Here is a 6,504-nt window from a genome sequence, read left to right as displayed (position 1 = left end):
AATTTATTTATAATCATTACAATAATCATTAAATGACCACAATAACTTCACTTTTTTATCCATGTCACGAAAATTTCGCCAAAACTTCAAAAAACAACCTGCTCAGCACACCTTGAAAGGGTCTCGTCAAGCAGTAATCTATAGTATGCAAATGCTTTATTCACTAGGCTATGCGGAGATAGCGGAATGGACCCCTCTGGAGCCGACCGACGTTCCCGGGGAAGTGATAACTACAATAACCAAGTATTGGTTGTTGCCGTAACACCTTGTCTTGATGCAGTCGCTCATGGGGGAAACCACGGCAGTCGCTCATGGGGGGAACCCCCAAGACCGCGCTGCCTCCCCAAGACCGCGCTGCATCGCTAAACTTCTAGGGGGGTTTCCCCCCCTGGCAAAGTTCAATCAGATCGAATCACATCAAGTTCGGTTTGGGAACTCAGTGACATAGCGATTTCAAGGAACTTATTGTGGAGTTTAAATAGCCGTGGATATTATTTCTACGGCTATTTTTTTTATTTTTAAGACTTATCGGTAATTTAGAATTTAAAATTTAGAATGTAGGGTGCGTTAGGGGCGGGCTTGCCCTCATTTTTAACTTCGAGCGCCAGTATTGGAATAGCCCGCACCGTAACGCACCACCAAGTAGAAGTTAGAAGTTAGAAGTTAGAAGTTAGAAGTTAGAAGTTAGAAGTTAGAAGTTAGAAGTTAGAAGTTAGAAGTTAGAAGTTAGAAGTTAGAAGTTAGAATTTAGAATGTAGGGTGCGTTAGGGGCGGGCTTGCCCTCATTTTTAACTTCGAGCGCCAGTATTGGAATAGCCCGCACCGTAACGCACCACCAAGTAGAAGTTATAATTTAAAAGTTATAATTTAGAAGTTAGAAGTTAGAATTAGGAATCGGGAATTGGGCTCTCCATGAGCGACTGCATCAAGACATGAGAAAAGTTCCTCTGGTCAGGAAAATTTGCAGAGACTTTAGATTTATTTAGTTTGAGCCGGTGGTGCGTTACGGGGTGGGCTATTTCAACGCTGGCAAAGAGGCGGAAAATCAGGGCAATCCCACCCCTAACGCACCCTACGCAACTATTTTAGAATTTTTTGGTATATTTAAAAACTTTCAAAAAAAGAGTTTTCAAGCGATAGCTAACTTTGGCAAGACTCCAGTTACGACCTGCTAAAGGCCAGGTTAACTCACACAGAGTTCCTTGGGGAGAAAGAGGCTCTCGCTTAAATGTTCCTCCTAGTTGTTTCGCCAGAGCTTTAGCTTGCTGTGTTCCTCGGTTTTCAGAAGATGAACAGATGCCAGAGCCATTATCTTTAACACTCAGAGTGTACCGGTTCTCATGTAGCTTACCAGTCGCACTAAGACGAGTTACTCCTTTAGCATGTTTCCCGACATTGTACAAAGCTTCTTCGAGAAACTGACAGAGTTCTCGATTTTGCTCAATAGTTAAATATTGTTCCGGGATCTCCTCAAATTTAAGGGCTTTAACCTTAAGGGTATTAAAATGAGGAAGATGCCGTTCCAGCGTATCTCTACAGACTTCATAGAACAGCTTACTTATTGGATGCTTCAATGACAGTTTTAGGTTACTTCCTAGACGGATAGTTTCTTCTTGAGTCAGAGTTTCTTGTTTGAGGTAGTCTGCAATTTCCCAGATGTCATCCTTGATAGTTTTAAGTTTCAACAGTAATTCATCTTCTGGCAAATCCTGGTTTTGAATGCGCGTAATAGTGTAGGCTAGTGTTTGCATTGGGCCATTATGAATGATATTAAATGTTTCATCAATAGTCCGTTGGCGCACATTGATCTGAGACCTCAAAGCCTGGTCATAGTGATAGAAAGCAGGAAATAGTAAACTATTTATGACTAAAATTAACAACGCTGGTGCTACTGGAATCCACCAGCCCCAAACTAGGAACACATAACCAACTCCAACTAGTCCAAAGCTGGCAACCCCAACACCAAACAGATTTTTGAATGGGGATTGAGTCAGCCGACCAAGACCAATGGCCAGAAAACCCCAACCTAAAATCCATAGATATTCCCAGGGATCTGACCAAGTTCTTAAAAGCGATCGCTGATCGAGAACGGCACTGAGAATTTGACTAGTAGCATGGGCATGAAATTCTACACCATAGATTTCTCCAGGAGGGTTCAAACCCTTGATGGCAGTGGTATTGACAGTGTCTTTGATGCTGGGAGTAGTGACTCCAACAATCACAATGCGATCGCGAATCCAACTGGGATTAAAATTCTCGGTTTTGATATCCTTAAGTAATAGAATACGAAAGCGTTCTCGACCACTCCGAAAATTGAGCAGCACCTGAACTCCACCCGCATCAGTTCCCACATAGCCACCAGAATTGGGCAAAAAACGAGGTAGCTCCGTTGAACCAAACATCATCCCATCAGGATTTTTAATGCCATTTTCGAGAGAAATGCCTTCAACCGTTAAATAAGTTTTTGCCAGACGGAGAGATAAAGAGAACTTGCCCCCTTCAGGAGTAGGAGTCCCTAGAAGACTGCGCCGGACGTTGCCATCCCCATCGAAAAGAACATCTGAGAAACCAACCCGTTCCGGGGGAAATCCCGGTGGTGGCTTAATTTTAGTTGGTAATACTTTTTCAATGGCAATCAGATTCTTGATATCCTCAAAGGTTTCAACCAGTTGCTCGTGACCTGGCTCAACTGGTAGATCCCGAACAATATCAAGACCAATTGCTCTAGGTTTGTAGGTTTGCAATCTCCGCAGCAGCCTTGCAATGTCTTGATCCGGTATGGGATAGGTTCCTACATCCTGGATATCCTCTTCATCAATTCCAACAATAACAACCCGTTCATCCATAGGTTCATAAGGACGCAAACGCAGAAAAGTATCGAGGGTTATCCACTCACTAAATTGAAGGTATCCATTGAGACGGGCTAACATTACCAGTCCAATCACTGCAATTCCTGGCAATTCTCCTCCACGCCAGGTGCCAATTTTGTTTCTTATTTTTGGCCAAATACTTCCCAACAACAGGTTTTTTCCTTGCTTAATTTATCAATCAATAAACCCTTCTTCTCTGGCTCGCATCTCGGTTTGAATTCGGAGATTCTTCCCACCTTCAGGATAAACACCCAGAACGTCTCGAATTTTCGTCCAGTAGTGAACCACAGTTCGTTCACTTTTATGCATACGCCCAGCAATTGCCTTATCTTGCAATTCCTCATGAAATGCTAGGGTGAGTAACTCCAGCCACTCTGGCTTAACTTCTCCTTTGAGCATATTTAGATCTTTTGTATGGGTTAATCCCTGCAATGCCCAGTCAACTCTGGTTAACATAACCTGACCGGAGAAACCCTTATCTACCAAGGTGAAACCCCCGTTGTGCTCGTCAATCTCATCCTTAATCCGCACCAGGGCTTTGAGGTAAGTGCTTAACACCACAAGATTGAGGTTGGGATACTGCTTCATCACTATCTGCAAGAGTTTAATACCCGTCTCGATTTTAGCTGTATTCTCAGAAGCTTCTGGAATGGAAAGATCGACAATAACAAGGTCAAGCTGAAATCGTTCCAGTTGTTCCAGAGCGCTCTGGAACGTTTGAGCTGTTAGGATTTCCGCTTCTGGATACTTCCGTCGTAGGGTGTCGATTATTCCACCCAGCATCAATTCGTGGTCATCAACCACAAGCAGCTTCCGTTTCCTTGACTTTGGTAAATCTTGGGTCATCATCAATTCCCTCTATGTTTGCTATTCACTATTGGAACCTATCGTTGCAATTTAGCCAACGAGGTTTTAAGACAGCCAAGTTTTTCCTGTCATGGGTCTTACAGCCGTTTTCATATGAATTGACCTCACTAGCTTTAGCTGCAAGCCCCCTAAATCCCCCAATTCTGGGGGACTTTAACTCAATTTCCCCCCTCCGGTGCGCTTTCCGTTGGCGAATTAAATTCGCCACGGGTCGCACCGCAAAGTTGGGGGGCTAGGGGGGCGAAACTTGCTGTAAGTATAACCACCGCTCGCTGAACTTTTAGCTTAAAAAGACACAGATAGATAAAGCAATGCCCTTGTCTACCAAGTTGATTGCTGGTTTAAGACAAGAACTGGGTAGAATTCGGTCAGTAGGATTGCTGAAAACTACATACTGCTGCTCAAAGCTTCGCCAACTATTTCTAAACCTCTAGTCACCAAAGCTGCTGTGATGCTGATCTGATGGTGGTCTTGAGAGGATTACATATAGATGGTTAGAGGAATGCGATCGCGTAGCGTGACCTGCATGTCAATCGCTTTTAGCGTGACCTGCATGTCAATCGCGTAGCGTGACCATTCGCGTAGCGTGGCCCAAAGGCCAAGGTCAATCGCAAAAATAAACCCCTAATAAACATGGGATAATCATTCAGCTATCAGCATTGAGCTAATGCGCTACGCCCACGGCTGACGGCTGACGGCTGACATATCAATCAACGCCAAATCTTAATGTTGCCCTTTCCGCCTCCACTGACTAGGATTTGTCCATCAGGGCTAAAAGTAACCGGATAACAACCATTCAGATTTCGCAGTAGCTCCCCAGTCCGTAGGCTCCAAAGTTTAACCTCGTTTATACTCGCACTAACTACTGTTTCTCCATCAGGGCTAATGGCAATGGAAAGCACCGCTGTTGAATGTCCAGTTAGAGAAAAGATTGGTTTTTCAGTGTGGAGATTCCACAGTCTGACGGTTTTGTCAGCGCTGCCGCTAGCGATAGTCTGACCATCAGGACTGATAGCAATGGAAGTTACCCACCCTGTATGTCCGGTAAGAATGCAGCGCTGTTGATACCTGCGTCTGTTCCACAGTCTGATGGTTTTGTCATTACTAGCACTAGCGATAGTCTGACCATCGGGAGTAATAGCAACACAATTAACCATGTTTGAATGATCAGTTATTGTGTGGATTAGTTTTCTTGTCAAGCTATCCCAAACTGCGATGGTCTCATCACCACTAGCACTGATCAGGATTTTACCATTTTGGCTAAAAGCAAGATCCGAAACCACGGCTCCATGACTGAAAGGAGAATTTGGTTTATTGAAGATGCCAGATAACGTTTTTGTCCGTAATTTCCAACTGGTAATCACGTTATCAAAGCCACCAGCAATCAGCATCTGTCCGTTCGGGCTAATGTTTACTGCTTGAACTTCTCCTCCTTGTCCGAAGAACGTGTAAATGCATTTTACCGTTGTTAAATCCCATAGTTTTACAGTTCTATCATCACCACCACTGGCAATAATATCACTATTACGACTGAGAGCAACGGAATTAACGTTTGCTATATGTCCTTTGAGAATAGTATTACATTTCCAATGTTGATGTGATTTAACAGTTATTAACTTATTAAGTTTGGCTTTAACCGCTTGTAATTCTTTATCAACGTCTAGATTCTTAAACCTTTGTTTCGATGAAAGCTCAGCATTGCTTACTTTTTCTGTTGGTTTAGACTGATTTTCCCCCAAAAGGTTTGCTTTAAGCGCTTGTAATTCGTCCTCAACTTCTAGATCACTAAACTTTTGTTTCAAGGCTATGTCAGCTAAGATTGGATCTAGCTCCATCATTGCCTGGTTATAGGCTTCCTGGTAAGAGATTGCTGCTTCCATTCGGTCAAAAGTTTCAGTAACAGGTTCTTTGCTCTCATGCTCAGAGAACATTTTTGCTAAGCCATAAACACCGAGTCCAACGACTCCACCAGCAGCAGCCATCGAAGACATATTAACCCCGATAGTTTTCCCCCCAAAACTCAATCCCATACCACCTACTGTGGCAGAGATACCAGCCCCTGTAACCGCTCCCAGTGCCACTGCCCCAATGGCAATAAGATCCCCTTCCCGTATCGCCCTAACAGCGCCATAAGCAGCAACCCCAGTTATTGCTCCTAGACCTGTCATCGTGGTCGGACCAATGCCCACGCCACCAAACCCCCCGACTAATCCCACACCGCCAATTGTCGAGGATAGATTAGCTCCCGCTGCTGCGACCGCTAGGGTGAACAATACACTCTGTTGCTTGGTCATGACTACTTCGTAAATAGGCTTACAGTTATAGAGTTCCCAAAAAGGCGATTGACCGTAGGCCACGCTAGGCGATTGACCGTAGGTCACGCTATGCTCCGGAAGCGAAGCTTCCGCGCTTATGCGATCGCACTAAGTTCTGGATAGGGTGCATCTCCTAAAAGCTGTTTGACCTGATGGTGCGTTACGGTGCGGGCTATTTCAACAAGGGACGAAGAGGCGAAAAATCAGAGCTCGCCCGCCCCTAACGCACCCTACACCTTCAACCTTCAACCTTCTGATGGTGCGTTACGGTGCGGGCTGTTTCAACCAGGGGCGAAGAGGCGAAAAATCATGGCTCGCCCGCCCCGATGCTGCTGGCGAAATATTGCTTAACAAAAAAATGAGTAAAAGCATTGACGATATGGTAAGAGTTGGGACCTAAAAGGAGAAAGAGAAATGCTTGATGTCAAGCCCATCGGTGCCAGTGTTCCAGA

The 6,504-nt window shown here is 44.5% G+C and carries 4 protein-coding genes; 1 reads left to right on the top strand and 3 read right to left on the bottom strand.

The window, feature by feature from the left end:
* Nucleotides 1-61 precede the first annotated feature (61 nt).
* On the top strand, nt 62-262 hold the full coding sequence (locus F6K37_RS29360; protein WP_287254000.1) for a hypothetical protein: 201 nt from the start codon (nt 62-64) through the stop codon (nt 260-262).
* An 823-nt stretch (nt 263-1,085) separates the two neighbouring features.
* Here F6K37_RS29360 and F6K37_RS29355 read toward each other — a convergent pair.
* The 3 genes from F6K37_RS29355 to F6K37_RS29345 form a co-directional block, all read right to left on the bottom strand.
* Entirely contained in the window at nt 1,086-3,020 is a 1,935-nt protein-coding gene (locus F6K37_RS29355; protein ID WP_287253998.1) for a sensor histidine kinase, read from the bottom strand.
* Between the two features lie 24 nt (nt 3,021-3,044).
* On the bottom strand, nt 3,045-3,716 hold the full coding sequence (locus tag F6K37_RS29350; protein ID WP_008189813.1) for a response regulator transcription factor: 672 nt from the start codon (nt 3,714-3,716) through the stop codon (nt 3,045-3,047).
* Nucleotides 3,717-4,447: 731 nt separating this feature from the next.
* Nucleotides 4,448-6,118 carry a WD40 domain-containing protein gene (locus F6K37_RS29345; RefSeq protein WP_287253995.1) on the bottom strand — a complete coding sequence of 557 codons (1,671 nt, stop codon included), beginning with the start codon at nt 6,116-6,118 and terminating at the stop codon, nt 4,448-4,450.
* Between the last annotated feature and the right edge of the window lie 386 nt (nt 6,119-6,504).

Source organism: Moorena sp. SIO4E2 (assembly GCF_010671945.1).
Classification (GTDB): domain Bacteria; phylum Cyanobacteriota; class Cyanobacteriia; order Cyanobacteriales; family Coleofasciculaceae; genus Moorena; species Moorena producens.
This window is presented reverse-complemented; position numbering and strand designations above follow the sequence as displayed.